29 protein-coding genes are annotated in these 25095 nt (G+C 58.6%); 6 read left to right on the top strand and 23 right to left on the bottom strand.

Features of this window, described 5'->3' with window-relative positions:
• Positions 1-5 precede the first annotated feature (5 nt).
• From QP908_RS02145 to QP908_RS02130, 4 genes are all read left to right on the top strand, one after another.
• Positions 6-503 carry an ArsR/SmtB family transcription factor gene (locus tag QP908_RS02145; protein WP_237792004.1) on the top strand — a complete coding sequence of 166 codons (498 nt, stop codon included), beginning with the start codon at positions 6-8 and terminating at the stop codon, positions 501-503.
• Positions 503-1492 (top strand): serine hydrolase domain-containing protein, encoded by a 990-nt coding sequence (locus QP908_RS02140; protein WP_284771543.1) that lies wholly within the window; start codon positions 503-505, stop codon positions 1490-1492. Before QP908_RS02145 ends, QP908_RS02140 begins: the two co-directional genes overlap by 1 nt.
• Before the next feature lie 9 nt (positions 1493-1501).
• Positions 1502-1762: a hypothetical protein gene (locus QP908_RS02135; protein ID WP_284771542.1), complete on the top strand. Its 261-nt coding sequence runs from the start codon at positions 1502-1504 to the stop codon at positions 1760-1762.
• A gap of 104 nt (positions 1763-1866) precedes the next feature.
• Positions 1867-2997, top strand: coding sequence for a DUF8462 domain-containing protein (locus tag QP908_RS02130; RefSeq protein ID WP_308444747.1), 1131 nt, complete (start codon positions 1867-1869; stop codon positions 2995-2997).
• Here the strand turns inward: QP908_RS02130 and QP908_RS02125 are convergent.
• Positions 2994-3914, bottom strand: coding sequence for a uroporphyrinogen decarboxylase/cobalamine-independent methonine synthase family protein (locus tag QP908_RS02125; protein ID WP_284771541.1), 921 nt, complete (start codon positions 3912-3914; stop codon positions 2994-2996). The genes QP908_RS02130 and QP908_RS02125 overlap by 4 nt on opposite strands.
• Positions 3915-5000: a tRNA 2-thiouridine(34) synthase MnmA gene (mnmA, locus tag QP908_RS02120; protein ID WP_284771540.1), complete on the bottom strand. Its 1086-nt coding sequence runs from the start codon at positions 4998-5000 to the stop codon at positions 3915-3917. It lies immediately after the preceding gene.
• Between the two features lie 96 nt (positions 5001-5096).
• Between mnmA and QP908_RS02115 the strand changes: the two genes are divergently transcribed.
• On the top strand, positions 5097-5933 hold the full coding sequence (locus tag QP908_RS02115; RefSeq protein ID WP_284771539.1) for a spermidine synthase: 837 nt from the start codon (positions 5097-5099) through the stop codon (positions 5931-5933).
• Here QP908_RS02115 and QP908_RS02110 read toward each other — a convergent pair.
• Positions 5914-7077 carry a glycoside hydrolase family 25 protein gene (locus tag QP908_RS02110; protein ID WP_284771538.1) on the bottom strand — a complete coding sequence of 388 codons (1164 nt, stop codon included), beginning with the start codon at positions 7075-7077 and terminating at the stop codon, positions 5914-5916. The genes QP908_RS02115 and QP908_RS02110 overlap by 20 nt on opposite strands.
• A gap of 206 nt (positions 7078-7283) precedes the next feature.
• Here QP908_RS02110 and QP908_RS02105 point away from each other — a divergent pair, with 206 nt between their 5' ends.
• Positions 7284-8462 (top strand): HNH endonuclease signature motif containing protein, encoded by a 1179-nt coding sequence (locus QP908_RS02105; protein ID WP_284771537.1) that lies wholly within the window; start codon positions 7284-7286, stop codon positions 8460-8462.
• Here the strand turns inward: QP908_RS02105 and QP908_RS02100 are convergent.
• From QP908_RS02100 to QP908_RS02005, 20 genes are all read right to left on the bottom strand, one after another.
• Positions 8459-9574 (bottom strand): cysteine desulfurase family protein, encoded by a 1116-nt coding sequence (locus tag QP908_RS02100; protein ID WP_284771536.1) that lies wholly within the window; start codon positions 9572-9574, stop codon positions 8459-8461. The genes QP908_RS02105 and QP908_RS02100 overlap by 4 nt on opposite strands.
• Positions 9574-10515 carry an electron transfer flavoprotein subunit alpha/FixB family protein gene (locus QP908_RS02095; protein WP_284771535.1) on the bottom strand — a complete coding sequence of 314 codons (942 nt, stop codon included), beginning with the start codon at positions 10513-10515 and terminating at the stop codon, positions 9574-9576. The genes QP908_RS02100 and QP908_RS02095 overlap by 1 nt, the downstream gene beginning before the upstream one ends.
• An 8-nt stretch (positions 10516-10523) precedes the next feature.
• On the bottom strand, positions 10524-11306 hold the full coding sequence (locus QP908_RS02090) for an electron transfer flavoprotein subunit beta/FixA family protein (RefSeq protein WP_237791994.1): 783 nt from the start codon (positions 11304-11306) through the stop codon (positions 10524-10526).
• A gap of 26 nt (positions 11307-11332) precedes the next feature.
• Positions 11333-12466, bottom strand: coding sequence for a THUMP-like domain-containing protein (locus tag QP908_RS02085; RefSeq protein WP_284771534.1), 1134 nt, complete (start codon positions 12464-12466; stop codon positions 11333-11335).
• Positions 12463-13290, bottom strand: a complete 828-nt coding sequence (locus tag QP908_RS02080) for an NUDIX hydrolase (RefSeq protein WP_237799706.1) — start codon at positions 13288-13290, stop codon at positions 12463-12465. Before QP908_RS02080 ends, QP908_RS02085 begins: the two co-directional genes overlap by 4 nt.
• A complete protein-coding gene (locus QP908_RS02075) occupies positions 13290-14108 on the bottom strand; it encodes an ABC transporter ATP-binding protein (protein WP_005280209.1) in 819 nt (272 codons plus the stop codon). The genes QP908_RS02080 and QP908_RS02075 overlap by 1 nt, the downstream gene beginning before the upstream one ends.
• Before the next feature lie 50 nt (positions 14109-14158).
• Positions 14159-15076, bottom strand: coding sequence for a tetratricopeptide repeat protein (locus QP908_RS02070; protein WP_284771533.1), 918 nt, complete (start codon positions 15074-15076; stop codon positions 14159-14161).
• Positions 15076-15384: a thiamine-binding protein gene (locus QP908_RS02065; RefSeq protein WP_034653892.1), complete on the bottom strand. Its 309-nt coding sequence runs from the start codon at positions 15382-15384 to the stop codon at positions 15076-15078. Before QP908_RS02065 ends, QP908_RS02070 begins: the two co-directional genes overlap by 1 nt.
• 10 nt (positions 15385-15394) lie before the next feature.
• The gene (locus QP908_RS02060) at positions 15395-15679 is read right to left on the bottom strand and encodes an Rv1322 family protein (protein ID WP_237791990.1); all 285 of its coding nucleotides are present in this window, start codon (positions 15677-15679) and stop codon (positions 15395-15397) included.
• Positions 15679-16371 carry an endonuclease NucS gene (nucS, locus tag QP908_RS02055; protein ID WP_023017790.1) on the bottom strand — a complete coding sequence of 231 codons (693 nt, stop codon included), beginning with the start codon at positions 16369-16371 and terminating at the stop codon, positions 15679-15681. Before nucS ends, QP908_RS02060 begins: the two co-directional genes overlap by 1 nt.
• 21 nt (positions 16372-16392) lie before the next feature.
• Positions 16393-16872 carry a DUF2550 domain-containing protein gene (locus QP908_RS02050; RefSeq protein WP_005280203.1) on the bottom strand — a complete coding sequence of 160 codons (480 nt, stop codon included), beginning with the start codon at positions 16870-16872 and terminating at the stop codon, positions 16393-16395.
• Between the two features lie 183 nt (positions 16873-17055).
• On the bottom strand, positions 17056-17430 hold the full coding sequence (locus QP908_RS02045) for a F0F1 ATP synthase subunit epsilon (protein ID WP_005280202.1): 375 nt from the start codon (positions 17428-17430) through the stop codon (positions 17056-17058).
• Between the two features lie 10 nt (positions 17431-17440).
• On the bottom strand, positions 17441-18886 hold the full coding sequence (atpD, locus tag QP908_RS02040) for a F0F1 ATP synthase subunit beta (protein WP_005280201.1): 1446 nt from the start codon (positions 18884-18886) through the stop codon (positions 17441-17443).
• 3 nt (positions 18887-18889) lie between these two features.
• Positions 18890-19879 (bottom strand): F0F1 ATP synthase subunit gamma, encoded by a 990-nt coding sequence (locus QP908_RS02035; RefSeq protein WP_005280200.1) that lies wholly within the window; start codon positions 19877-19879, stop codon positions 18890-18892.
• 50 nt (positions 19880-19929) lie between these two features.
• Complete coding sequence (gene atpA / locus QP908_RS02030) at positions 19930-21570, bottom strand: F0F1 ATP synthase subunit alpha (RefSeq protein WP_023017789.1); 1641 nt, start codon at positions 21568-21570, stop codon at positions 19930-19932.
• A gap of 60 nt (positions 21571-21630) precedes the next feature.
• Positions 21631-22446, bottom strand: a complete 816-nt coding sequence (locus QP908_RS02025; RefSeq protein WP_239267752.1) for a F0F1 ATP synthase subunit delta — start codon at positions 22444-22446, stop codon at positions 21631-21633.
• A 6-nt stretch (positions 22447-22452) separates the two neighbouring features.
• Positions 22453-23022 (bottom strand): F0F1 ATP synthase subunit B, encoded by a 570-nt coding sequence (locus tag QP908_RS02020; RefSeq protein ID WP_005280197.1) that lies wholly within the window; start codon positions 23020-23022, stop codon positions 22453-22455.
• A gap of 43 nt (positions 23023-23065) precedes the next feature.
• Positions 23066-23305 (bottom strand): ATP synthase F0 subunit C, encoded by a 240-nt coding sequence (locus QP908_RS02015; RefSeq protein ID WP_005280196.1) that lies wholly within the window; start codon positions 23303-23305, stop codon positions 23066-23068.
• A gap of 104 nt (positions 23306-23409) precedes the next feature.
• On the bottom strand, positions 23410-24210 hold the full coding sequence (gene atpB / locus QP908_RS02010) for a F0F1 ATP synthase subunit A (RefSeq protein ID WP_005280195.1): 801 nt from the start codon (positions 24208-24210) through the stop codon (positions 23410-23412).
• A gap of 445 nt (positions 24211-24655) precedes the next feature.
• Positions 24656-25087 (bottom strand): Cg1360 family ATP-synthase-associated protein, encoded by a 432-nt coding sequence (locus tag QP908_RS02005; RefSeq protein ID WP_284771532.1) that lies wholly within the window; start codon positions 25085-25087, stop codon positions 24656-24658.
• Positions 25088-25095: the final 8 nt, after the last annotated feature.

Below are 25095 nucleotides of genomic sequence, written 5' to 3'. Positions count from 1 at the left end.
GAAATATGAACATCGTTGAATCGCGCCTTCATGATCTCGAGGCACGCGTCGCCAGGCTCGAAGGCAAATCAAGCATCCCACCGCAGGCCCCCTCGGAGGAGTCGACCTACTGGCTTGTCGATGCCCTTGCTCCCTCCACTCAGCTACCCGATGGATCGGTAATTTTCGGCGGCAACATTGCTCTCGGCAAGCGTACCTACGCCTATCAGTGGCAGCGTCCCACAACTGCAATAACTGACGAGGAGTGGTCAGAAAACCTCGAACGCCTCGCCGCGCTTGCCCATCCCGTACGTGGCGAGATTCTTCGACGCCTCCTCGCGGCCCCTGCCACCGCCGCGGAGCTAGTGGACGAGGATATTGTCTCTTCCACCGGCACGGCCTATCACCACCTCAGCGCTCTAACTAGTGCAGGTTGGACCACGAAGACAAGTGGCGAGTACTCCATTCGTCCCGCCCGCGTTATTCCTTTGCTCGCCATTATTACCGCTAGCGAGGACCACTAATGCGCAGGCTCGCCCTCAGCATCGTCACCGCTATCGCTATCGCTTCCGTGCTCCTACTGGCTGGTCCTCGGCGCCTCACACTCGCCCTAACAGTTACAGGAGATGCAGCCCTTGCCTCCACACTGCGAGAACACGCGGAGCCGGGTTTTCATCACCTCACGGCTTTCACACTCCGCGACGGAAACGCCGCCTTTGCGGGTGTAGGTAGCAACGAGCACACAGAAGTAGAGATCGGTTCTGTCACCAAAATGTTCACAGGCGAACTCACCCACCAGCTTGTAGAAGAAGGCACACTGCGACTCGATAGCACCGTGGGCGAGTTTCTAGACGTAGACAACGCGCCCGTAGCGGATATAACGATCAAGGAACTACTCGATCACACCTCTGGCCTACCTCCCACAGCAGACGGGAATTTCTTCGGTTTCCTCTGGTCCGCAGTGGCCGGTACGAACCCATATGAGGGCGAAAGCACTCAAGATATCGTCGATGCTGCCGCCGCAGCAGAGCTCAGCAACCGCGGGGAGGAATCCTATTCCAACCTCGGATACGCCCTGCTCGGGCACGTAATAGAAACCGCGGCAGACACGCCTTATGAGGGGTTACTGAAACAGCGAATATTCGAGCCAGCCGGATTAACGGAGACCTACCTTATGACCCCCGGTGCCGTGCCTGCCGATGCCCCGCGCGGCCGCACCGCCACTGGGCGACAGGCCCAGCCTTGGGAGATGGACGGTTCTGCGCCTGCAGGGGCGATCCGCTCGACCGCGAGCGATATGGCTAAGTTCGCGGAGTGGTTTATGGCCCACGGCGATCCCGCATACGGATGGCAGAAGAACGATGACGGCACCGGCTTCTGGCATAACGGCGGAACCTACGGCTATTCCACCATGCTCATCATCGACCCAAAGACAAAGCGAGCCGCATTTGCAAACAACGATTCGCTCGCCGGTACCGAAGAACTTGGCCAAGCACTCTTCGCTGAGCTTTAAGGAAACACCATGCCTACGACCATTATCCTCGCCGTTTTCGTCGCCTCCGAACTCTGGGCCGCATGGAAAGCTTTAAAGAAACCCGGTTCGATGGCATTTCGCGTCTTTGGGGCGGCACTGACCGCCGTCGTCATCATCTTTTTAGGTCACGCTTTACCCTGGTACACCTCCGTGCATTTTTACTGGTGGTATGCACTGGTAGGCTCCTTCGCCCTCCATGTGGGAGCCATGACGTGGAGTGCCACCAGCCCTGCTACAGACCGCACCTAACCTTGCAGGCAACAAACGAGGCGCCCACACAAGAGTGAAAAGTCTCCCAAATCTCCGGTTGTTAAAAAGTCTCCCAAATCTCCGGTTGGACTACGATGGAGACTATGTCCTTTCACGAGAACCCCTTCCGCCCCACATTTGGCGTCCCACCGCTGTTTTGGGTCGGCCGCACCGCGGTCCTCGATACCTTTCGCGCAGCGCTCGATGCCCAACCTGGACACCCCGGTCGCTCACTCGTCATTAGCGGCGCCCGTGGTATTGGCAAGACGGTCCTCCTCAACGAGTTGGAGGACATCGCCGCCGCCCGCGGATGGATTACGCTGCGCGCCTCCGGCCGCAGCGCCATGGTGGAAGAGCTCGTCGAGACCACCATCCCCCGCATCATGGACACGCTTGCACCGGCAGATAAGCACAAAGTCAACCGCATCGGAATCGGCGGCCTTGGCTCCATAGGAATCGAACACAACACGAATGAAGCCTATAAGCCCACCTTAAATACCCGGCTACGCGAATTACTCGCCCAGCTCAAGGGTGCAGGTGTGCTCCTTACCATCGATGAAGTCCAAGATGCCGATGCCCAAGAATTGGCCTCCTTGGCCGTTACTTACCAAGACTTAGTGCGCGATGAACTCGATGTCGCCATCGTCGTAGCCGGCCTGCCACAGGGCATTAACCGGCTGCTGGAGCTGCCCGGAGTAACCTTTCTGCGCCGCGCGCAAAAGTTTGTGCTAGGCCCGCTGTCACCTGCCAACGCTACCGTTGCATTTAAGGAAACCGCCGCACACTCGGGACTCGATTTCAGTGCAGATGCAGTCTCCGCCGCCGTGGAGCTATCTCGAGGATATCCCTACCTGGTTCAGCTCGTCGGATCACTGGCGTGGGCCCACGCACAGCGCTCTGGCGCCACCCGCATAGAAGAAAACACTGTCCAAGCCATCTCGGCCGAGGCGATATCTGTTCTAGGCACACAAGTGCACCAGCCCGCCACCCTCACGCTCCCACCCGCACAGCGCCGCTTCCTTGAAGCCATGAGTGCTGTCATGGACAACGACACTGCAGAAATTCAAGCTATCGCCGCACACCACGACCGCACGGTGCGGTCCCTATCGGCCACGCGCCAGCGGCTTATCGATGCCGATCTCATCGAACCCACCGGTCACGGCCAGCTTAGATTCGTCATTCCCTATATGGAGGCCTATTTCACAGCCACCGACAGCTTGGGTCGAGTGGATTAAAGGTCACCGGCGTCTCGGGCAAGAATGGACGAGGTCTCCGTCACCGAACGCAGGGTTCGGGCAGAGGCCTGCACGGGATACACATCAAAGCGATCGACCAAAAGTTCGCGTGGCATGCCAATGCGGTCGAGATGCTTGGCCAGCGCGATGGCCTCGGCACGGGCATCCGATCCGGAAATCCCCACACCAATGCGATGGCCATCGCTCAGGTGCTCTCCCAAGCCATCGAAATGCTCAGGGGTATCGAGGCGATAACGAGGGCTATGGAAATCGACGAGCAAGGTCGTTGCGGCACCAGCAATGGACCACAACGGCGGGGCATGCAGGTAGTCCGCGTCAAAGCCGAGCAGAGTTTCTAGCGCTACCTCGTCAGCCACGGCGGGGATAGAATCAAAATCCGTGGTACCTGGGATGCGTCCAGCCACGATATCCGCAAGCAAAGGTTCATCAAGCTGCACCACAACTTCGCCGTGGAAGCGGCGTGCCACATCATCTGCATGCGCCCGCAGCCCATGAAGAAGGGCTTCAGAAAGCTCGGCGAAGGCACCGCGGTCACTAAGAACTCGGTGGCCATCGGCAAGCTCAATGCTGGCTGCCAGCGACCACGGCCCTAGCGCCTGGACTTTAACGCGGGGCACGCTTTCTCCCCACACCTGCTGTACCTCGTCGAGGTCACGCTCGAGGCGATCCCACGTGCGACGAGTCAATAGCTGCGGCCGCGCCGTCATGCGCCACGAACGCGGGCCGCGGTCAAGGGAAATGGCCTCAAGCATGCTTGCGGTTCGCCCCACCGCATCGGAGCCAAGGCCACGCTGCGGGAGCTGCGGGAGCGCGGGAAGTTCGGTCTCTCCCATGATGATGTCGGCGGCCTCCACCATGGAGGTACCGGGCATGGGCCCAAGTGCAAAGCCGGTCATTTACACGGTCTCGCAGATAGTGCCGGAACCGATGACGATATCGCCCAGATCATCTGGGGAAGGCAAGTACAGCACCGCAGCCTGTCCACGGGCAACGCCAGACAGTGGCTCCTTGAGCTCTAGGCGCATCGAATCCGCGGCGCGGTCCACGTGGGCGATGCACGGCACGACAGAACCGTGCGCGCGGACCTGCACCTCGCACTCAAAGTCGCCGTCCATGCCTGGGTGCAGGTACTTCAGGCGATCGGCCCGAATGGCAGTGACCGCCAGGTCCTCGCGCGCGCCGACGGTCACCGTGCCCGTTGCAGCGTCGATATCGGTGACGTAGCGCGGGCGGCCATCGGCTGCCGGGGCCTTGATGTCTAGGCCCTTGCGCTGGCCGATGGTGTAGTTCCACGCGCCATCATGTTCCTTAAGCTCCGTGCCCTCTTGATCCACGATCATGCCGGGGCGAAGCCCGATGCGCGATCCAAGGAACTGCTGGGTATTGCCGTCAGGAATGAAGCAGATGTCATAGGAATCCGGCTTCTTCGCTGTGGAAAAACCGTGCGCCGCAGCCTCTTCGCGAATCTGTGGCTTGGGGGTATCACCGATGGGGAAAAAGCAGTGGTCCAACTCCTCGGCGGAAATGACGCCGAGCACGTAAGACTGATCCTTATTCGCATCCTTGGAGCGGCGCATATAACCGTCATCATCAAGCGTGGCGTAGTGGCCGGTCGCAACGGCATCAAAGCCCAGGGCCATACCCTTTTGCAGCAATGCGCGGAATTTAATCTTCTCATTGCAGCGCAGGCAAGGATTCGGGGTTTCACCGCGGGCATAGGAATCCACGAAGTCCGTGATGACCTCTTCCTTGAATTCCTCCGAAAAGTCCCAGACATAAAACGGAATGCCCAACTTATCGCAAATGCGGCGGGCATCGGCGGAATCCTCCAGCGAACAGCAGCCGCGGGCCTTTTCGCGCGTTTGCTGCGCGTCCTTATGCAGCGCCAGGTGCACGCCGACGACATCGTGGCCAGCCTCCACCGCACGGGCGGCGGCGACAGATGAGTCCACGCCGCCAGACATTGCTACCAATACTCGCATTGCATTCCCCTTTAAATACCTCGACTACAGGCCCGAAAGTGTACTCCCTTGCCCCAACGCAGCTTAAATCGATTCCATTCCCTAAGCTTGAACCCCATGGGTAGAAAGCGAGCCGCGAACAGGTCAGGCATCACCGGCACCTACGAGATCTCCACCGGCACCGCCGAGGTTGTGCCGGATGAATTCCGCGACGGGGCCTATATCCTTAACGTCAATGGCGTTCCTAGCAGCCATATCGTGCTGGGCGAGCCGCAGGAACTCGACTTTGAGTACATGCGCTGGATCGCAGCGGCGGTAGAACAGCTTAATACGGTCTCGCCCAATAAACTGCGCGTTACCCACCTCGGCGGGGCAGGTTGCTCACTCCCGCGCTATTTTGCCGACCTGTGGCCGGACAGCCGCCATACGGTAGTCGAGCTCGATGCCAAACTGGGCGAATTAGTCCGCGATCTTTTCGATGTCCCCCGCTCCCCCACCGTCAAGATCCGCCCCGGCGATGCCCGAAAGGAAACCGAAGGTTTTCTGCCCGCCAGCCGCGATATCATTATCCGCGATGTCTTCGCTGGGGATAAAACCCCGAAAGACCTAACCACTGTGGAGTTTTTCCAAGCGGCTAAAGCATCCCTGTCTGCCGGCGGCCTCTACGTGGCGAACTGCGGCGATCACTCGGATCTCCACTTGGCTAAGGAAGAGCTGGCCGGGCTTTCTGAGGTCTTCGATCACCTCGCCGTAATCGCTGACCCGCCCATGCTCAAAGGGCGCCGGTATGGAAACATCATCTTGCTGGCCTCAGACACAGAACTGCCAGCTGAAGGCTCGGTCCAAGCCGCTCAGCTGGCAAAGGCACTCTTAGGCGGGGCCGTCCCAGCTCACTTTAAGGATGAAAGCTGGACCCGAAAATTCTTTGCGGGAGCTACTTCAGTACACGATTGAGCAGCTCGGCCACCTGATTAGCGTCGAAGTCGGGGACATCGGCACCGGCCTTCTTCGCCGCATCCTTGGCTTCTTCTACCTGAGCTCCAGAGACTTCGCCCTTGTCGACGCCATTGACATGGCCAGCGTTTTCTAGCAACATCGCCAAGTCACCGACGGTGAAGTCACCGACTGCCATCTTGCCAAGCTGCTTGAGAGGCAGAGCGTCCTCGTCTTCCAAGGTCTTCACAAAGGCTGCCAAGCCCTCGGCAGCTTGGGCGTCGAGGCCGGCGTCTTTGGCGGCATCGGCAAGCTGGGGCATGGCGATGAGGCCTGCCGCAAGAGCGAAGATGGCGCCAATCAGCGGAGTGCTATCGGCGCTCAGATCGACGCCATCATCAAGCACGAGGCTATCGAGCGCGCCGCCGATATCGACGTAATTTCCGCCGCTAAAGGAATCAAGCTGCCGCTTCGTGCCATTGAAGAGGTTCAAATCCACATCGGTTGGAATACCGGCAACCTTGCCCGATCCGGAGCGCTGCCAGAAGGACAGGTTCTTCCACCCACCCACTGGATCCGGCGCTTCATCCTGGTATGCCGCCAACCACAGTGGCATATTGGAGAACTTCTGGGAGTTATTCATCTCACCGATCCAGAAGTACTTATAGGTATAAATCATTGGCGTGCGGTTGGTCAGGCGCTTGAGCTCGGAGGTAAATTCCTCGATCCAGCTCTCCAACTGGGAGGCGGACTTGCCCTCGGAAACCTCGATATCGAGCACCGGCGGCAACGTCTGATTCGGCGCCAATGCAATCTGCGTGGCAAAGTTTGCGGCCTGCGTCTTCGCATCGCCAGCTGGACGCGCATAGTGGTATGCACCGGTCTTCAGGCCGTGCAGATTGGCGGCTTGAATATCTTTGACGTAGTGCGGGTTAATCCAGTCCCCACCCTCAGTTGCCTTCACAAAGGCAAAGGACTGGCCATCAGACTTCACCTTATTCCAGTCAATAGGCATGCCACCTGGGTGCTGGTGGGCAGCAATATCAATACCTTTTGGTGCGCTGGTTCCCAATGCTGCCTGTGCGGCAGCGGTCCCGCTTACCGTGACTGCAACTGCAGCGATAACCGCGATGATGCTCTTGCGGAGTGCCCTCATAGTTGTCATGCGCGAGAGTTTAACAACCATTCACACTAACCACATTTGCAACACACGCAACTTAGAAAGGAATTTTTCACTCGCGTAGACAAACTCGTTGGAAATGTACCATTTAGAACATATTTTCGCTTTTCGGCTTGCGAGGGTTGAGTGGGCAGCTTATGGTGGAGCTATGGAAATTAGAAACTTAGTGCGAAATTCGGGGGATAATCGCCGTGGAGCCCTACTACCTCATCACTGACCCACACGATGACATCGCGGTTAGTGCAACCTGCAATAGAAAGTCCGACTACCTACTCTGGAAGGAAATTCGACCAAGTTTAGAAGACGATTTCGATATTGCGTGCCATAGCCTGGCGGGTCGCACCGGCTTAAGCGAACGGCGCACGAGGGATATCACCATGGCGCTGTACCGCTTAGAGGAATTGCCGCGCACCCAACTGCTGCAGGAAACTTACTACTTCCTCGATTTCTCTCGGCTTATTACCATTGATGCGGTTTTAAGCAAGCTTGGCGAAGTAGACAACAGCGTCCTCCAGCGCATAGACGCCGAACTGGAAAAATACCTGACTCCCACAAAGCCCGGCCAAAGCTTTCCATCGAATGCCGCCCTGCGTCGAAAGCTCAACGGTCTCATCACAATGGAATCACCGGACGCTACAGGCGACAAGGAATCCGAGGAAGAGGAAGCGCAAAATGATTCCTATTTCATCTACCCCACCGCGGCCGGAAGAGCAGGGTTAAACGTCGAGTTCAATGAAGATGCGCTCATCCTCATTGACGAGGTTGTCCAGCGTACGGCAGAAGAACACGGAATCAGTAAGGCCGATGCTCTGGCCCAATTGATCCTCGGAAATATCGAAGATAAGTCTCAGGTACACCTTTATATGTACCGCGCCAGCGACGTAAATGCGGCTCCAGGTTTTATCCAGGGCTACGGGTGGATTCACCCAGATACCGCAGACCGCCTAACCCCGGCCACCACACGCGATATGGACCAAGCGGCAACAAGGGTCAGCCCGTCCTACTCCACTCCGCCGCTCATCGGTGCTTATGTGGAGGGTCGAGATGGTGTGTGCCGCTGGCCGGGGTGCAACCGCCCGGCCTACAGGGGCCAGAAGGATCACAGGATCGATTTCTCAGAGGGAGGAAAAACAACGGCGGGAAACTTGGCCTCGCTGTGCCAGCACCACCACAATGTAAAGACGGATAAAAGCGCCTTTTACATCATGGATCCGCACAGCGGGGACATTGTCTGGCTCTTCCAAGACGGGCGGTGGGAATACGATGAACCGCAGGGGCCGCTAGCGGCGAAGAATAAGAACTGGGCGCTCACCGTTGCCCAGGCAATCGCCGCGCGGCGCAATGCTGCCAAAGAAAGGGCTGATACCTAAACCGTGCGGGCCCGAGCAACAACATCTGGCAAGTGCGCGAGCACGTAATCCACATCGTCTTCGGAGGTAAGGCGCCCCAAGGTAAACCGGAGGGATCCAATTCCTTCATCCTCGCTGACACCCATTGCAGAAAGCACGTGGGACATGCGGTTGACGCCTGCGCTGCAGGCACTGCCAGTCGATGCCTCAATCTGCAGCGAATCCAGCAGCATGATGAGGCTGTCGCCATCAGTGCCGGGGAAAGAAACGTGTAGGTGCGACGGCAAGCATGGCTCGGTGGAATTCACCACGACGTTGTCAATGGAAGAAAGGATCCGATCCCGCAGCTTGTTCCGTAGTCCAGCGATGCGCTCGCCCTCGGCAGCGCTTTCGGCAATCGACTCTTCCAAGGCAGCGGCGAGCGCCGAGGCGCTGGCGACGTCCACGGTGCCTGGGCGTAGTCCACGCTCTTGGCCGCCGCCATAGGAAATCGGCTGCGGCGCTGGGGTGCGCTTGGCTAATAGCACGCCGATGCCGCGCGGGCCGCCAAACTTGTGAGCGCTGGCGGCGAGCGTTGTGATGCCCAACTCCGCGAAATTGATGGGCAGCTTGCCCGCTACCTGCACAGCATCCACGTGCATGGGAATACCGGATTGTTGCGCGAGGGAGGCAAGCTCCTCGATCGGCTGAATCGCACCGGTTTCGTTATTGGCCCACATGCAGGTGGCAAGATCGGCAGGTTCTGCGAAGGCGCCCCCATCGCTGATATGCCCGCTGCGGTCCACGGGGAGCAGGTCCACGGTGGCGCCGGCTTGGGCAAGCTTGCTCACGGTATCGCGCACGGCTGGGTGCTCAATATCCGTCGAGATGATGCGGTTGGTATTTCCCGCCGCATAAAGTCCCTGGATAGCGATATTATCCGCCTCGGTACCAGAGGAGGTAAAGATGACCTCGATGGGTTCGCACCCAAGGAGGGAGGCGACTTTCTCGCGGGCATCGTCAAGCACGGAGCGTGCCCTGCGGCCAGAGGCGTACTGGGCGCTGGAGTTGAGCGAGCCGGAGGCGGCAACCCATGCGTCGATGGCGGATTGGCGCATCGGCTGGGTTGCTGCGTAGTCGAAATAGTGCGGCATTACTGGCGCGCCTTCAATTCCTCGGTCAGGGCTGGGGCGATTTCGTGCAGGTCACCGACGACGCCAAGATCAGCGATCTGGAAGAACGGCTCATCCTGGTCTTGGTTGACCACCACGATGGTGCCGGAGGTCTGCATGCCCGAGGTGTGCTGAATGGCACCGGAAATGCCCAAGCCAATGTAGAGATCTGGCGACACGGTCACGCCAGTCTGGCCCACCTGGTGGGTGGCATCGTAGAAGCCTTCATCGACGGCGTCGCGGGTGGCACCGACGGCGCCACTGAGGGCATCGGCAAGCGGCTCAACGATCTCGGCGAAGTTATCGCCCACGCCGCGGCCGCCGGAGACCACGACCTTGGCTGCGGTGAGCTCGGGGCGGGCGGACTTCTCAGCGGGAGTAAAGGAATTAACCTTGACGTCTTTCTCGGTTGCCGCAGGCAGCGGCATGGGGGCCGGCTGGGCTTCCACCTGCTGGGGCTCCGCCGCAACGGAACCAGGCTGCAGGGTATAGATCGGGCAGCTGCCGGAAGCCTGCGAGGTGGTCTCGTAGGTGCCACCGAAAATGGTCATGGTTGCAGAGCCATCCGCCTTGATGGAATCCACATTCGCGAGCGCGCCGGAAGCCAGGCGGGCAGACAGGCGGCCCGCAATCTCGTTATTCGTCGGGCTGGCGGCCAGGACGATGGGCGCCGGATTGGCTGCGCCCAGGGCGTGCAAGGCATCAACCTCAGGGGTCACCAGGCGCTGCTCATAATCCTCCGCCGTCGCCTGCACCACCTGGGCGGCACCGAGGGCAGCTAGTTCGGCATCGAAGGCATCTGCCTGCTTGCCGACGACCACCGCAGACACCGTACCCAATTCGCGTGCGGCGGTAATGAGCTCACCGGTGACGGGGAGAATGCTGTCTGCATCGTGTTCAACAAGTACGTAAACGTGAGACATTTTTACTCCTAAATCAAGTTCTTTGCGGCTAGGAAGTCAGCAATCTTCTTCGCAGCATCCTGCGGCTGCGGCTCAGAGATAACCTCGCCGGCCGTGCGCGGCGGGCGCTTGGAAGATTCGGTAACGGTCGTGGTGGGCGCAATGGCTTCGATGCCCAAGTCCGCCACGCTCAGAGTGGTGATCTCCGCCTTCTTTGCGGCCATGAGTCCCTTGAAGTTGGGGAAACGCGGCTTATCCGCCTTATCGGTGACGGAAATAATCGCAGGAAGGGCGGCCTCGAGCTCCCAGGTTCCGCGGGCGTCCTCGCGGCTGCCTTTTACCGTACTGCCCGAAAGCTCCACCTGGTGCAGCTCGGTCAAGGCGGGCAGCTGGCGGTATTCAGCGAGCAATCCCGCGAGCGTTCCGGTCGAGGCATCGGAAGCCTCATTGCCCAAGGTGATCAATTGAACATCCTCTAGCGTGTTAATCGCTGCGTTCAGTGTCCAGGCGGTAGACAGTGCATCGGCGCCGGCTAGGGCGTCATCGGATACGAGGACCGCGTCGTCTGCACCCATCGCAAGCGCCTTGCGGAGGGCCTCATCTGCTTGTGCGGGGCCCATCGTTACAGCGACAACACGGTAGTTTTCATCCGGATTTTCATCGCGCAGGCGCAGCGCCTGTTCCACGGAGTATTCATTAATCTCATCAATGATGTTGTCCACGGAGGTGCGATCCAGGGTGTGGTCATCCTCCAAAGATTTGGTGGACCACGTATCCGGTACATGCTTGACCAGAGCCACAATCGTTGGCATTAAGGGCACTCACCTTTCCGATAGATTTATATTGCGTAATTATCTTCGGACGATAATACTCGGGGTTGGCAGAGCAAAGCGATACCCTGTGAGCCAATTCGCGTAATGATGACCGCGAAAGGCCGCGATCCCTTCAACTTCATCTGTTTTCTTAGCTGGTCAGGGTCCACATCTACGCCGCGCACAAGGATTTCTAGGCTGCCTGCATCATAGGCCTTTAGTACAGATTTTAGGCGCTTTAGGGGGACCTTTTCTATGAATGGAAATCCCGACGTTCCCTGTGGAATGCGCTCGCCCGTCAGGTACGCAATTCGCGGATCAATCTGCCACAAGCCCTCGCGCGCCGCATAGTGCTGCACGAGTCCAGCGCGCACCACTGCCCCATCTGGATCAATGAGGTAGGTGCCGATCTCGCCAGCCTCTGGCAGGTTCTGCTCTTCATCCGTGAGGACATCAACTGACTCGCCCTGAATCATCACCGCGTGCCTGCCCGTTCCGAGGCCTGGTGTGTAGAGGCACGCTTCCTTAACTGCCCCATTGACGCTGCTGACGGTGACCAATCCGTCCCAGTCACTGAAATCAAGGCCGGGTGCGCACTTAATGGCCACGTGGGCGTCCCTGTGCGCGGCGATCAGATCCGGTAGCGGTGGCAGCAAATCCTCCGGACGGGAGATGCGACGCCCCGCCTTCCTACGGGCGGGATCGGCGATAATGACGTCCGCTGTGGTGGTCGTAGTGAGCGCATCTGCTTGAAAGAACGCGTTAGATGCCAAATTATGCCGGGCCATGGCAAGGCGCGAGGCATCGATATCGGAACCGAAGTAGTCAAGGCTCGTTCCATACCCTTCGGTGCCGATGGAACACGTGACATCGTGGACGGTGCGCATTCCCCGCTGCCGCAAGAACTCGGACCGATAGCGCGCGACGGGCAGCGGGGTGGCTTGCTGGGCGGAATCGGCATCCATAAGCCAGGTCTCGGGCAACTTTCCGCCCCGCCGGGCAGTAAGTAGCTCCATGGCACAGCGCGCATAATCGCCGTAGGCCGCTTTCAGCTTTTTCAGATCCTTCAGCTGCGAAGCCTTGCTCAGCTCCAAGTCCAAGCTAGCCAGTTCGGCGTTGTGCTCGCTTAAGAAACGGACTTCATCGAGGTTAAAACTCATATGCGCTCTGTAGGGGTGGTGGCGAAATATTCCGCATACTGCGGGTCATCGCGGGGATCGCCGATGACGGGGCGAAGGTCGGACGAGGAGGCATCATCAAGCACCTCCTGGACGGTGGAGTACTTGCATAACCGTTGCATTTGCGCCCACGTGGGAACTACAAGGCGGACGAGGCCTGCCCGCCAGCCTTCTAGGATGAGCTGCGGCGAAAACCATCCGGCATCATCCGCCTCGTGAGTGTCCCCGTCCGGCTCCTGCCCGCTCGGAAGCAGGCCAACGAAGAAAAAAGTATCAAACCAATGGTTTTTGCTTTGCCCCACCCACCGAGCCCAGGGAAGGAGCATATCGGCATCGACGCGCATCCCGTTATTGCTAAGGAACTCGGTGAAGGAGATGGTGTGGCTTTCCAAGAGACGTCTCTCTCGGTGATACCGGCGCGCATTAGAAATCGTGCCGTCATCCCGGATCGCAAACAAGGTACCAGATTCCTCGAAGAGCTCGCGGGCCGCGGCGAAGACGAGGGCGTGGGCCTTGTATTTGGTGACTCCCATCCGCCGAGCCATAGCCACAACAGACTTTCCGGCCCACAAGTCACCGGAATCCCACGAACGCGGTGGGAAATCGCGCGGGTCTACCCCACCGCCAGGAAATACGGCATGGCCTGGGTAGTTGCGCATGGTGCTCACGCGTTCTTGCACCCAGACCTCGAGCCCGTCGGGGCCATCGCGAAGCAAGAGCACAGTCGCCGCCATGCGCCCACCGTTAAACCCGGTGGTATCGCTGGCGTCGATCGCATCGAGCCGGTCATGAATCTCGTTGTTCATTAAGATATCCGGCGGGCAAAGTATCGCTGCCCAATGCGATCTACCTGAATGGGCTGGTGGAAGGCCTGGGATAGATTCTCCGAGGTCAGCACGGAGTTAATGAGACCCTTTGCTACCACTTCTCCTTCATCCAGAAGCATCGCGTGGGTAAAGCCGTACGGGATTTCTTCCACATGGTGGGTAATCATGACGATGGCTGGGGCGTCCGGATCCATCGCGAGATCGCCCAAGTATCCCACGAGGTCCTCGCGCCCGCCGAGGTCCATGCCGGCCGAAGGCTCATCGAGGATGAGTAGCTCCGGGTTGGACATCAAGGCGCGGGCGAGGATGACGCGCTTCTTCTCGCCTTCCGAAAGCGTCGTCCACGTACGGTCCTTTAAGTGGCTAGCGCCAACCTGGGCCAAGATGTCATCGGCGCGGGAAAAGTCCATGTCTTGATACTCTTCGCGCCACCGGCCCAAGACTGCGTAACCGGCAGAAATGACGAGGTCATAGACCCGCTCATCCGCGGGAATGCGCGATTGCACGGCGGCAGAGGAAAGACCAATCAGCGCGCGCAGATCACGCATATCGGTCTTGCCAATTTGCTCGCCCATCAAAAAGGCCGTGCCCTTGGAGGGAAATTCCTCCGCGGCCGCCATGCGAACCAGGGAGGTCTTTCCGGCACCGTTCGGCCCGATGATGACCCAGCGTTCATCGAGCTCGACCTGCCAGTCCACGGGCCCTACCAAGTTCTTGCCACCGCGGCGAAGCTCCACGCCACGGAAGTCGATGAGCCAGTCTTGATCAGTTGGGGTTACGTCGTTCACGCCTTCCATTGTGACTGATCTATTCACCGCCCGCAGTAATTGACACAGCTCCGCCGACTTTAATACAGCGCGCTTGCCAGCTTCGTGCGCGCTTCAAGAACGCGCGGATCATTGCCGGCAAAGAGGCCAAAGAGCTCAAGCAGGCGTTCCCTGAGCTGCGCCTTTTCATCACCGGCGGTAACCTTCATGGCCTCGATGAGGCGGTCAAAGGCCTTTTCAGGGGCACCTGCGACGACTTCTGCATCGGCGGCACGCATTTGCTTATCGATGTCCCCCTTATCCCCATCCGCAGCAGCAATCGGGTCCTCGGTTTGGTTGGCCGGGTCCAGCCGCTTGAGAAGCTTCGTTGTGTCCCGCGCCTGCTTAATCTGGGTATTATCCGGTTCCGATTCCAAGATGGATTCGTAGACCTTAATAGCGCCGTCGAAATCGCCGGAGTTCAGGAAGGATTCTGCCTCCTGCAGGCGAGGGTCGTCCTCTTCTTCCTCCTCCGCTGCGGCCGGTGCGGACTCAAGCCCCTTAAGCTGCGGTCCGACGTTTTCTACCAAGCTATCCAGCCACTGCTTGAGAGCATCCTTTGGCTGGGCTCCCTCGAAATTAGTCAGCGGCTGGCCTGCGCCAATGGCTATCACGGTAGGTAGGTTCTTCACGCCGAAGGCCTGCGCGACCTGTGGAGTGGCATCCGCATCCACGTAGCCTACGAGGAAGCTAAGGTTTCCCGCCGCGGCTAATTCCTGCAGGTCCTGCTTCAGCTGGTCGGACTGGGTAGAGCGCGGGGTGCCGACAAGGACGACGACCGGCACCTCAGTGGAGCGGCGCACCACCTCGGTCTCGAAATTCGCCTCGGTGACCGTAAAAAACGGCTGGACTCCGTTAGACTGCGGCTGCTCTTGCGCCTGCTGGCGGGCTTCCGCACGCGCCTTGACCTGGCTAAGATCGAGGGCGCCGCCTACATAAGCATTATTCGCAGAAGTCATTAATCCTCCTTAGCTAAACGACGATTCACGGCGTCTACTTTATCTGTCAACTGATTCGTCACGCCTTCGCGGATATCGGCCTTAATAACCAACGAGGTGCGCGGCGATACCGCACGTACCGCTTCGGTGGCCTTCTTAATCGTGCCGAAAACCTCGTCCCACTCGCCTTCTACAAGGGTAAACATGGCGTTGGTTTCATTAGGCAGGCCGGATTCCCGCACCACGCGGACCGCCTCCGCCACGGCATCGGCCATCTCGCCGGAGTCATTATCCACCACTGCGGGTGCTACTGAAAATGCAACAATCATGCCCGTAAGTCTACCTTCGCTCCCAGCAATGCCGGTGCCAATGACGGCGGTCATCGCCCTGCCTGCCGGTATCGCGCGGCCAGGCGACGATGTGGGCAACCCCAGGCGGAATATTTTGGTTACATCCCGGGCAGATATAGAACTTTTGCGCCCGCGCGGAACCAATGTGCCGCATGATATAAGGCTCCCCGTGCGTCCAGCTGGGGCCCTCGACCGTCTGCGAACCGAAGAAGGTGGAGCCGTCCTTGGGCAGTGGCCGGAATTCCTGCGGTTTCCGCCTATTTCGCCGTGGCATTAAAACAACCGCAATTCTTTCGACTCGAGCCCGCGCAGCTCTTGGTAATCCAAGACCACGCAGCGGATGCCGCGGTCTTCGGCAAGCGTTCGAGCTTGCGGCTTAATCTCTTGCGCAGCAAAGATGCCAGATACCGGCGCGATTAGTTCATCGCGGTTCAATAGCTCGAGGTAGCGGGTCAATTGCTCTACTCCGTCGATCCCGCCGCGGCGCTTGACCTCCACGGCAACATTCCGGTTATCGGCATCTTTAGCCATGATGTCTACCGGGCCAATGGCCGTGGGGTACTCGCGGCGCACGAGGGTGAAATTGGAACCCAGCGTGTCGATCTTTTCGGCCAAAAGCTCCTGTAGGTGTGCCTCCACGCCGTCCTTTACCAGGCCGGGGTCTTCGCCCATCTCGTAGGAGATATCCTCGTGGATTTCCGCGATAGTGATGCGCAATTGCTCACCCTTCGGGTTTTCCACTAGCCACAAGACCTCGCCGGTGTCATTGCCATCCACGTCCTCGATGACGGATTCTTGCACCGTACACGGCGGCGTCATCCAATTGAGGGGCTTATACGCGCGGTCATCGGCATGCACAGATACCGAGCCGTCTGCTTTGACGATGAGCAGGCGGTCCGCCAAGGGCAGGTGGGCGTCGAGCCGTCCCACGTAATCAACTGAACAACGGGCGATTACTAAGCGCATGGCTACTACCCTAGCCTGTTGCTATTGGCGCTTGGACTGCCGGGTGGCTCGCTCCCGCAACTGCTTGTAATCAAAGCGCTGTTGCCGTTTGGACGGCGCAGCCTCGACCCAGGCTTCGAAGGCCATGATCCCGCGGGCATCGGAAGCCAGCTCGTATTCCGCATCCCCGGTGCTAAAGTGCACCACCTCGGTGGCATCAGACATAAAAGAAGCCTCGTCATCATCCAAAGAACGAGAGTTCAAAATCGTGATGTCGAGGCGGTTAAACCACAGGTTATAGCGTGGGAATACGGAGCGCAGTTTGAAGTATTCAACAACTTCTCCGGTATAGCGCAGCACGCCATGGCGCCAGGAAAAGCTATCCTTCGCCGGCATTGAGCGCAGCAACACCGCGGTGCCGCGCGAGCGCAGGGTAAAAAATCGCAGGGCCGCCAGCAAGACCACCAGCAGTACCACCAACGCTAAGGCCCACAGGACCACCGAGATAACCGTTGAATTCATGGGCTCCACACGCCATCCTTGGTTAGTGAAAGAACAATTATTTGGATTGTAGCGCCTGATTCCTCCTCCGCGCCAATAAGAAAAGGCAAAGAAAACGTGAAAAAGCGCACCGGATACATTCCAGTGCGCTTTTCTGAGAGCAGGAAGGGCGGCTATTGCTGCCCTCTCCTACCAATCCAAGGTTTATTCAGCCTTTGCTGCGCGGCGAAGTGCACGCAATGCAGCCTCACCGCGGGACTTGGTGAGCTCATGAGCCGAAGAGGAGTCCTCTTCCGCCTGGGCCTCATCCACCTCATCGGACCAGATGGCCCAATCAGCGAGGACGGTAATCTTGTCCTGGGTAACGGAGAGGAAGCCACCCTGGACGGCGGCAACGCGCCGCGCGCCATCAACTGGGTGGATGGTCACTACGCCATTGTCGATCAACTGACCGATCACAGGCTCGTGACCGGGAAGCACGCCGATCTCACCCTCGGTGGTCTCAGCCGTCACTATGGAGGCCTGACCAGACCACAATGAGCGCTCGACGGAAACCAATTCGGCGGTGATGTCAGCCATGTGCCTCTCCCTACTTCTCGTTCAACTTCTTGTATGCAGCTTCGACGTCGTCCAAGCCACCCAAGCCGTTGAAGGCCTGCTCTGGGTAGTGGTCAAACTCACCGTTGCAGATGCGCTCGAAGGCATCGATAGTGTCCTGCAGCGGCACGTAGGAACCCTCCAAACCAGTGAACTTCTGCGCGACGAAGAAGTTCTGGCCCAAGAAACGCTCGATACGGCGGGCACGCTGCACGGTCACCTTATCTTCTTCAGACAGCTCGTCCATACCAAGGATGGCGATGATGTCCTGCAGTTCCTTGTTCTTCTGCAGAATACCGATGACGCGCTGTGCTACCTCGTAGTGCTTCTCGCCCACAATGCCTGGCTCGAGGATACGAGAGGTAGAGGTCAGCGGGTTCACTGCCGGGTAAATACCCTTGGAAGCAATGGCACGGTCCAGCTCGGTCGTCGCATCCAAGTGGGCGAAGGTCGTGGCTGGGGCCGGGTCAGTGTAGTCATCGGCGGGCACGTAAACGGCCTGCAGAGAGGTAATGGAACGACCCTTGGTGGAGGTAATGCGCTCCTGCAACACACCCATCTCATCAGCCAAGGTTGGCTGGTAACCCACGGCGGAAGGCATGCGACCCAGCAGGGTGGATACCTCGGAGCCGGCCTGGGTGAAACGGAAGATGTTGTCAATGAACAGCAGCACGTCCTGGTTCTGCACATCGCGGAAGTACTCCGCCATGGTCAGGCCGGACAGAGCCACGCGCATACGAACTCCTGGTGGCTCGTCCATCTGGCCGAAGACAAGGGCGGTATCTTGCAGAACGCCCATCTCTTCCATTTCCAGGAAGAGGTCGGTGCCCTCACGGGTGCGCTCGCCGACGCCGGCGAAGACCGACGTACCGGAGAACTCGCGGGCAATACGGGTAATCATTTCCTGAATCAGGACCGTCTTACCCACACCTGCACCACCGAAGAGGCCAATCTTGCCACCCTTAACGTAAGGGGTCAGCAGGTCAATGACCTTAATACCGGTTTCGAGGATCTCGGTCTTGCCCTCGAGCTGGTCGAACGCTGGTGGCTCGCGGTGGATACCCCACTGCTCGCCATCGCGGCCGAGGCCTGGCTCATCGAGGCAGTCACCGAGGGCGTTAAAGACGTGGCCCTTGACGACGTCGCCGACCGGAACGGAGATAGGCTCTCCGGAGTCGACTACCTCGGCGCCACGGACGAGGCCATCGGTAGGTGCCATGGACACGGTACGAACGAGGTTGTCACCGAGGTGCTGAGCGACCTCGAGGGTGACGGTCTTTGCCACAGCTTCGAGCTTAATCTCGACGTGGAGTGCGTTGTACAGGGCCGGAAGTGCCTCGCGTGGGAATTCCACGTCCACCACCGGACCGATGACGCGCACGACACGACCGGCGACTGCCGAAGACTGTGCATTCTGCTCTTGCAGAGCTGTAGTCATAATCTAGTCACTTTCTGCGCTGTCAGATAGCGCGCCAGCGCCACCGACGATCTCTGAAATTTCCTGGGTAATCTGCGCCTGACGGGCCTGGTTGGCCACACGAGACAGGTCATTGACCATCTCGGTTGCATTGTCAGTTGCAGATTTCATAGCTGTACGGCGTGCAGCGGACTCGGAAGCCGAAGCCTCCAAGAACATAGCAAACAGGATACGCGAGACGTACTGCGGAAGCAGCGCTTCCATCAGGGTATCCGCGTCCGGCTCGAACTCGAAGTCCGCGGAAATGTTTTCCGTCGGCTCCGGATCTTCCAGTGCGGAGTCACCCATCTCGTACTCCTCGCCCTGCACTACCGGCTCAACAGGCAAAAGCTGCTGTGCACGCGCGGTTTGAGTCAGCATGGACTCAAACTCGGTGTAGACGACGTGTACCTGGTCGAAACCGGTGACACCTGCGCCTTCACCTTCCGCATGCAGGCCCTCGCGGCCCTTGGTAGTGCCCTTCGAACCAGCAACGAAGCCATCGATCATGTGGCGACGCACATCGTGGGTGCCCTCCCAGGTTGGATCCTGAGAGAAACCATCCCAGCTGCCTGCTACCTCTTCCTCGCGGAAGTTGTAGTGGCCGATGCCCTTGCTGCCGGTGACGTAGCGAACTACCTCGTAGCCCTTGCTTTCGAGGAGGGCCTTGAGCTGGGCTGCCTTCTTGAAGACGTTGTTGTTGTAGCCACCGCACATGCCTCGGTCAGAGGTGATTACGAGAATCGCGGCGACGTTGCCGTCTTCACGCTCGCGCAGCATAGGGTGCTCTAGCGTCGACGCTGCAGCCAACCTGTTCATGACATTGGTCAGCTCAGTCGCGTACGGCTGAGAGGCTTCCACCCGAGCCTGCGCTTTGGTAATGCGCGAGGTAGCAATGAGCTCCTGGGCTTTAGTGATCTTCTTAGTCGAGTTCACGGACCGAATGCGGTCGCGCAATTCGCGAAGATTAGCCATCGTTTCTCCTCCCTTCTTTCATATAGACGGTTAATTACGAGAGCTGAACTCTACTTAGCCGTCTTCCGGGAGACGTTGAGCTCGGTGCTTTTCACGTCATTTTCGTCCAAAGGATCTACAGGCTCTTCGGTACCCAAGTTGTGGCCCTCGGAGGTGCGGAACGTAGGAGCGAACTCCTTGGCTGCGGCCTCGAGTGCTTCCTTGGACTCATCGCTGAGCGCCTTGCCGCCGGCGATCTGCTCAAAGACCTCTGGAGTATTGGCGTTGAGGTACTCGTGCACCTCGGCCTCGAAGCGGCGAACGTCTTCGACGGGAACGACGTCGAAGATGCCTGCCTCGGCGAGGTAGATGGATACCATCTGGTATTCCACCGGCTGCGGCGAGGATTCGGACTGCTTCAGCAGCTCGACCAAGCGAGAGCCGCGCTCCAGCTGTGCCTTGGAGGCAGCGTCCAGGTCGGATGCGAAGGCAGCGAATGCCTGCAGGTCACGGTATGCAGCCAGGTCAAGACGGAGGTTACCGGCAACCTTCTTCATACCCTTGGTCTGTGCCGCACCACCAACACGGGAGACGGACACACCGACGTTAATAGCCGGGCGAACACCCTGGTTGAAGAGGTCGGACTCCAAGAAGACCTGACCGTCAGTAATGGAAATGACGTTGGTCGGAATGAAGGCACTGACGTCATTGGCCTTGGTCTCGATGATGGGCAGTGCGGTCATGGAGCCGGCACCCATGTCATCGGAAAGCTTGGCAGCGCGCTCCAGCAAGCGGGAGTGCAGGTAGAAGACGTCGCCTGGGTAAGCCTCACGTCCCGGCGGGCGGCGCAGCAACAGCGAAATTGCGCGGTATGCCTCAGCCTGCTTGGTCAGGTCATCGTAGATAACCAGGACGTGGTTGCCCTGGTACATCCACTGCTGGCCCAATGCAGCACCGGAGAACGGTGCCAGCCACTTGTAGCCGGCGGAATCAGAAGCCGGGGCCGCCACGATGGTGGTGTAATCCAGCGCGCCGTGCTCCTCAAGGGTGCGGCGCACGCTGGCGATGGTCGAGCCCTTCTGGCCGATGGCGACGTAAATACAACGGACCTGCTTGTCCTTGTCGCCGGACTCCCAGTTAGCCTTCTGGTTCAAAATGGTATCGATGGTAACCGCGGTCTTACCGGTCTTACGGTCACCAATGATCAGCTGACGCTGACCACGGCCGATCGGGGTCATCGCATCGATAGCCTTGATGCCGGTCTGCATTGGCTCCTCAACCGGCTGGCGCTGCAGCACGGAAGGTGCCTGCAACTCGAGGACGCGCTCCTCTTCGCTTTCGATTGGGCCCAAGCCGTCAATGGGCTGGCCCAGTGGGTTAATAACGCGGCCGAGGAAGTCCTCGCCCACGGGGATGGAAAGGACCTCGCCGGTCCTCTTAACCTCGTCGCCCTCCTTGAGGGACTCGTAGTTACCCAGGACCACGACACCGATGGAGTTGGTGTCAAGGTTCTGTGCGACGCCAATTACGCCGCCGGGGAACTCGAGCAGCTCATTCGCCATAACGGATGGCAGGCCAGAAACCTGCGCAATACCGTCAGCTGCCGAAATGACCACGCCGACCTCCTCACGGGAGGCCTCCGCGGAGTAGCTCGAGGTGTAGTTCGCAATCGCACTACGGATCTCGTCGGAGGAGATCGTCAGCTCCGCCATGTTCTTCCTGCTCTCGGTAGTATCTTCCAGCACTTACTTAAATCGTTTCTGTCGTTTCGGCTATACCATCTGGGCACGGAAGCGGGCAATCTTGCCTGCCGTCGAGCCGTCAATGATTTCATCGCCGACGCGGATGCGCATGCCACCGAGGAGGCTGGTGTCAACCTCAGAGTGAATGGACATCGCACGACCATAAATTTTGCCCAGCTTCTCAGCGAGTACTGCCTGCTGGCCTTCATTCAATTCACCCGCAGCGACCACGCGCGCGATGGTGCGATCCTGCAGGGCTGCTGCAGTATCGGCCAATCCGGCTACGTCATCAATGGGGTTTTGCTCTGGGCGGCTGATGGCCTGCAGCGCGAGCGCCTCAGTAAACATCGTAACCTTGCCGTAGAGCACGTTTGCCAGCAATCCGCGCTTGCGTGCGGATTCAGCAGTTCGATCGGAAAGCAGCTGGGTAAGCTCGCCCTCGCGGTCCAGAATCTGCGCCAAGCGGAAAAGCTCGTCTTCGACCTGGCCCAACTGGCCCTGCGCCTCGGCTGCGCGCAGCAATGCGCGGCGGCCCAAGGATACAAGCCCGTTGACGAAGTCCTTCGGCGAAGACCATTGGTTCGCCGCAGCTTCCTGCAGGATGCTCAGGGCACCCGCAGAAATCTTGGAGCCAAAGAGATTCTCGGCCAAGGACTTGCGTGCTTCAGCCGGGGCTGCAACGTCGATGAAGGACACGCGCAATTCGCGGTCCCCATCCAAGACGTCGGCGACCTCGAAGATATCCAGGCCCGCTTGGACTGCACTAGCGACATTCTTATCGCCAGCGAGGATTTCATCCACACGGGATTGTGAGTTCGCGAGTGCTTCGCGGCTAGCTGCCTTCATAGTTGCCTACTTTCCGGCCGGTGCCACAGAGTCGAGCTCGGACAAAAAGCCATCGATGGTAGAGGACTTCTTGGAGGCGTCAGAAAGCTCGCCGCCCAGAATCTTTTCTGCCAGGTTGATGGAGTTCTGTCCCATTTCGGAACGCAGCTCAGTAACAACCTGCGCACGAGAAGCTTCCAACTGCTTTTCGCCATTGGCGACGATGCGGCGGGATTCCTCTTCCGCTTGGCTCTTCGCGTCAGCCTCGATCTGCTTGCCGCGCTCGCGCGCCTGCTCGCGGATCTCGGCTGCCTCTGCGCGGGCATCAGCCAGCTGAGCATTGTACTTTTCTAGAGCAGCCTTGGCCTCGGCCTGCTGGGCCTCAGCGCGCTTCATGCCGCCCTCAATCCGGTCTTCACGCTCTTCGAGCAACTTGGTGTAACGAGGAAGTACGAACTTCCAGAACAGCCAGAGAATTACGATGAAGCACAGCAAAGACCAGAAAATGTCATAGTTCTTGGGCAGAAGAACGGAGAAGCTACCCGAACCTGGGTTCTCCTCGCCCTCTGCTGCAAGCATATAAACGACGTTATTCATAGGTCTCCCGTCTTAAAAGTTTCGGTTTGGAAAACTCGTACTTTTAGAACAGGAAGCCGGCAACCAGGCCGATAAGGGCCAGGGCCTCGGTGAAGGCGATACCCAGGAACATGGTGGTACGCAGCTGGCCGGCCATCTCCGGCTGGCGAGCCATAGCCTCAACGGTCTTGCCGGCAACGATGCCGATACCGATACCTGGGCCGATAGCAGCCAGGCCATAGCCGATGGTGCCGAAGCCCTCGAACGTCGTAGCAGCATCCTGTGCCAGAATGATTTCGTTCATGGTGAAAGTCGTTCCCTTTCGTAAAAATCTTCAGTCCGAACCGGACCGAATGTCAGTGTTGTGTAATTAGGTGGATTACTCGGTCGCGCTCGTCGACCTCGTCCTTAGTGCGAATCAGCGTGCAAGGACAACTCGATGTACACCGCCGTCAACAAAGCGAAGATGTACGCCTGCAAGAAGATAACCAGAATCTCGAACAGGCTCATAGCCAAGCCCAAGACCACGGTCAGCCCAGACAGGACGGTCCAACCATTTAGCTGCCAGAAGAAGAAGTTCGTAGCAGAGAAGAGAAGAACCAAGATGATGTGTCCAGCAAGGAAGTTCGCCATGAGACGAATTGCAAGGGTAACCGGTCGCAGAATGAACGTAGAGAAGAACTCAATCGGTACCACCAAGAGGTGCAATGCCGGTGGCAAGTTCGGAATCACTACGGAGGAGCGAATGAACTTACCAAAGCCGTAACGCTTGGCGCCGGCGTAAATCATGACGATGTACGAAACGGCTGCCAACACAATTGGCATACCAATACGACCGTTGGGCGAGACGTTAAGTCCCGGGATAACGGTCGCGACGTTCATAAACAGAACCGCGAAGAAGATGCTAGCGATAATTGGCAGGAATCGCTTTCCCTCCTTCTTACCCAAAATGTCCTCGGCGATGTGGACGCGGACGAAGTCGACCGCGTTCTCGCCCACATTCTGAATGCCAGAAGGAACCAACTTAGGGTTCTTAAAGGCAGCCCAGAAAAGGATCACCACAATTAGCGTCATCAAAATGCGAATCAGCATCAGGCGATCAAGCGCGAACCATCCGTCGGCGAAGTCACCAAAAAACAGATGGTCGGCATCAATTTGCCCCGGGAAGAATTCTTCACCTAGATCGGGCGTATGGAAGTGCCCTTTCATAGCCAATGTTGTAACGCTCAGCGTTCTCTCCCGTGTTCGGGCCACACAGCCAATAGCTGGCTTCTGTGGTGCGATGGACGTCTCAAACTCTCTGCCTTGAACACGGACTCCGTCGCACATCAGCGTGAACAAGACAGGGATTTACCGTGCAGGATAAAAGCGCAACACTTAACCCCGCGGTAACCCGAAGCAAATCGTATCAGCTGGATCGACAGTTTTCGCACGTGGGGGCCCCATAAGCCACACCCGATACCGCCATATCCGCCTTTTGGCAGACAAAACCGCGTTATTCCTGCCTAATTCACAAACGTGCATTTGATCACACCCCCGAGCCGACACACCTCCTCGGGGGTGGTCACCTTCCATTAATGCCAGCATGCAGGCATAAAAAGGCCGCCGCGCACCACCCCAGTGCGCGACGGCTAAGCCCTAATGTGGGCACGAATTAGGACACGTAGGTGACCCGAGAGGTGACCACGGCCCAGACTTCCGAGCCTAAGGTAACGATGAGCGCGACGACGACGGTAAGAAAGAGCGCCCACGTGTCATAGAAATCCATGTCCCGGATAATGGCTAGCACGCCGATAAGCACGATCAGCTTGATAAGCCAGCCGCCCAATACCACCGCGATAGTGGTTGAGGGTGTCGAGTTCGCGGTAAAGAGGACCGACAGCGCGGTAAACAAGACAAAGCCGCCGCCGAGGGCAGCACCGACGATAACGCCCCAGAGCCCGGCGACACCTTGTGCCCCTCCCCAGACGGCGAGGGAAATGATGGTAAAGATGCCGAGGGCGGTAGCCCCCTTCTTTACGGCGCGCTGCAGCGGCAGGCGCGGGTCATCGAAATTAGCATTTTCCGTTGTGTCACTCACGGACATTCACCCTA

Source organism: Corynebacterium sp. MSK204 (assembly GCF_030229885.1).
Taxonomy (GTDB): domain Bacteria; phylum Actinomycetota; class Actinomycetes; order Mycobacteriales; family Mycobacteriaceae; genus Corynebacterium.
The sequence above is the reverse complement of the archived record's forward strand: the minus strand, read 5'-3'. Positions and strand labels throughout refer to the sequence as shown.